Genomic DNA, 2,961 nt, shown 5'->3' on the forward strand with positions numbered 1-2,961 from the left:
CCATGCTTCCACCCGTGACCTATCTACCTCATCGTCTCTGAGGGGTCTTTCTTGATTACTCAAAGGGAAATCTCATCTTGGAGGGGGCTTCATGCTTAGATGCTTTCAGCATTTATCCCGTCCGCACGTAGCTACCCAGCGATGCTCCTGGCGGAACAACTGGTACACCAGCGGTGCGTCCATCCCGGTCCTCTCGTACTAAGGACAGCTCTCCTCAAATTTCCTGCGCCCACGACGGATAGGGACCGAACTGTCTCACGACGTTCTGAACCCAGCTCGCGTACCGCTTTAATGGGCGAACAGCCCAACCCTTGGGACCTACTCCAGCCCCAGGATGCGATGAGCCGACATCGAGGTGCCAAACCTCCCCGTCGATGTGGACTCTTGGGGGAGATCAGCCTGTTATCCCCAGGGTAGCTTTTATCCGTTGAGCGATGGCCCTTCCATGCGGAACCACCGGATCACTAAGCCCGACTTTCGTCCCTGCTCGACTTGTAGGTCTCGCAGTCAAGCTCCCTTCTGCCTTTGCGCTCTACGAATGATTTCCAACCATTCTGAGGGAACCTTTGGGCGCCTCCGTTACTGTTTAGGAGGCGACCGCCCCAGTCAAACTACCCGCCTGACACGGTCCTCCAGCCGGATTACGGCTGCGAGTTAGAGACTCTATGCATGAAGGGCGGTATCCCAAGGGTGACTCCTCCGAAGCTGGCGCTCCGGTCTCGACGTCTCCCGCCTATCCTGTACATCATGCACAAAGCCTCAATATCAGGCTGTAGTAAAGCTCCATGGGGTCTTTCCGTCCTGTCGCGGGTAACCTGCATCTTCACAGGTACTATGATTTCACCGGGTCTCTCGTTGAGACAGTGCCCAAATCGTTACGCCTTTCGTGCGGGTCGGAACTTACCCGACAAGGAATTTCGCTACCTTAGGACCGTTATAGTTACGGCCGCCGTTTACTGGGGCTTCGGTTCAAAGCTTCGCTTGCGCTAACCCATCCCCTTAACCTTCCAGCACCGGGCAGGCGTCAGCCCCTATACGTCATCTTGCGATTTAGCAGAGACCTGTGTTTTTGCTAAACAGTCGTTTGGGCCTATTCACTGCGGCTCTACTCATGTAGAGCGTCCCTTCTCCCGAAGTTACGGGACCATTTTGCCGAGTTCCTTAACGAGAGTTATCCCGCGCGTCTTAGAATTCTCATCCCGCCTACCTGTGTCGGTTTACGGTACTGGCACCTTCCACCTCACTAGAGGCTTTTCTTGGCAGTGTGAAATCGTGACCTTCGTCCCTAGGGGACTCCGCGTCGTTCCTCGATCTTGGTGCCTGACGGATTTGCCAATCAGACAATCTCGAAACTTACACATGCACTTCCATCCGCATGCGTCACTATCCTCCTGCGTCCCCCCATTGTTCAAACGGTGGATCGGTGGTACAGGAATATCAACCTGTTATCCATCGCCTACGCCTTTCGGCCTCGGCTTAGGTCCAGACTAACCCTGAGCGGACGAGCCTTCCTCAGGAAACCTTGGGCTTTCGACGGAGGGGATTCTCACCCCTCTTTTCGCTACTCACACCGGCATTCTCACTTCCAAACGCTCCACTGCTCCTTCCGGTACAGCTTCACAGCGGTTTGGAACGCTCCCCTACCATTCCTTACGGAATCCGCAGCTTCGGTGGTATGTTTAGCCCCGTTACATTTTCGGCGCGGCGCCACTCGACTAGTGAGCTATTACGCACTCTTTGAATGGTGGCTGCTTCTAAGCCAACATCCTAGCTGTCTAGGCAGCGCCACATCCTTTTCCACTTAACATACACTTTGGGACCTTAGCTGGCGGTCTGGGCTGTTTCCCTCTTGACTACGGATCTTATCACTCGCAGTCTGACTCCCGAGTATAAGTTGCCGGCATTCGGAGTTTAACTGAATTCGGTAACCCTGTGGGGGCCCCTAGTCCAATCAGTGCTCTACCTCCGGAACTCTCAACCTCGAGGCTAGCCCTAAAGCTATTTCGGGGAGAACCAGCTATCTCCAGGTTCGATTGGCATTTCACCGCTACCCACACCTCATCCCCGCACTTTTCAACGTGCGTGGGTTCGGACCTCCAGTCAGTGTTACCTGACCTTCATCCTGGACATGGGTAGATCACCTGGTTTCGGGTCTACGACAACGCACTATGGCGCCCTATTCAGACTCGCTTTCGCTACGGCTCCGCCTCATCAGCTTAACCTCGCGCGCTATCGTAACTCGCCGGTTCATTCTACAAAAGGCACGCCATCACCCATTAACGGGCTCTGACTACTTGTAGGCATACGGTTTCAGGATCTATTTCACTCCCCTTCCGGGGTGCTTTTCACCTTTCCCTCACGGTACTGGTTCACTATCGGTCACTAGGGAGTATTTAGCCTTGGGAGATGGTCCTCCCGGATTCCGACGGGGTTTCACGTGTCCCGCCGTACTCAGGATCCACTCTGGAGGGAAAACAGTTTCAGCTACAGGGCTGTCACCTTCTTCGGCCGACCTTTCCAGGTCATTCACCTACTGTCTTCCTTTTTGACTCCGTATAGAGTGTCCTACAACCCCGGAGAGCATGCTCTCCGGTTTGGGCTGTTCCCGTTTCGCTCGCCGCTACTCAGGGAATCGCATTTGCTTTCTCTTCCTCCGGGTACTTAGATGTTTCAGTTCCCCGGGTCTGCCTCACGCTACGCTATGTATTCACGTAACATGTCCCATCCCATTACGGATGGTGGGTTCCCCCATTCGGAAATCCTCGGATCAAAGCATACTTACTGCTCCCCGAAGCATATCGCTGTTCGTCGCGTCCTTCATCGGCTCCTAGTGCCAAGGCATCCACCGTACGCCCTTCATACCTTGATCTAGCATTTTGGTATTCTAAGAACACACGTCTAATGACATGGTTATAAAAATTTGATGTCTTGTTGATGTCTTCAGTTTTCAAGGTGCGAGTG

1 rRNA gene is annotated in these 2,961 nt (G+C 53.9%); it reads right to left on the reverse strand.

The annotated features are described in order from the left end of the window. Positions 1 to 2,869, reverse strand: a 23S ribosomal RNA gene (locus KNP99_RS15095); the annotation flags it as partial. Between the last annotated feature and the right edge of the window lie 92 nt (positions 2,870 to 2,961).

Origin of the sequence: Exiguobacterium sp. s95 (assembly GCF_018618655.1) — a bacterium.
Classification (GTDB): domain Bacteria; phylum Bacillota; class Bacilli; order Exiguobacteriales; family Exiguobacteriaceae; genus Exiguobacterium_A; species Exiguobacterium_A oxidotolerans.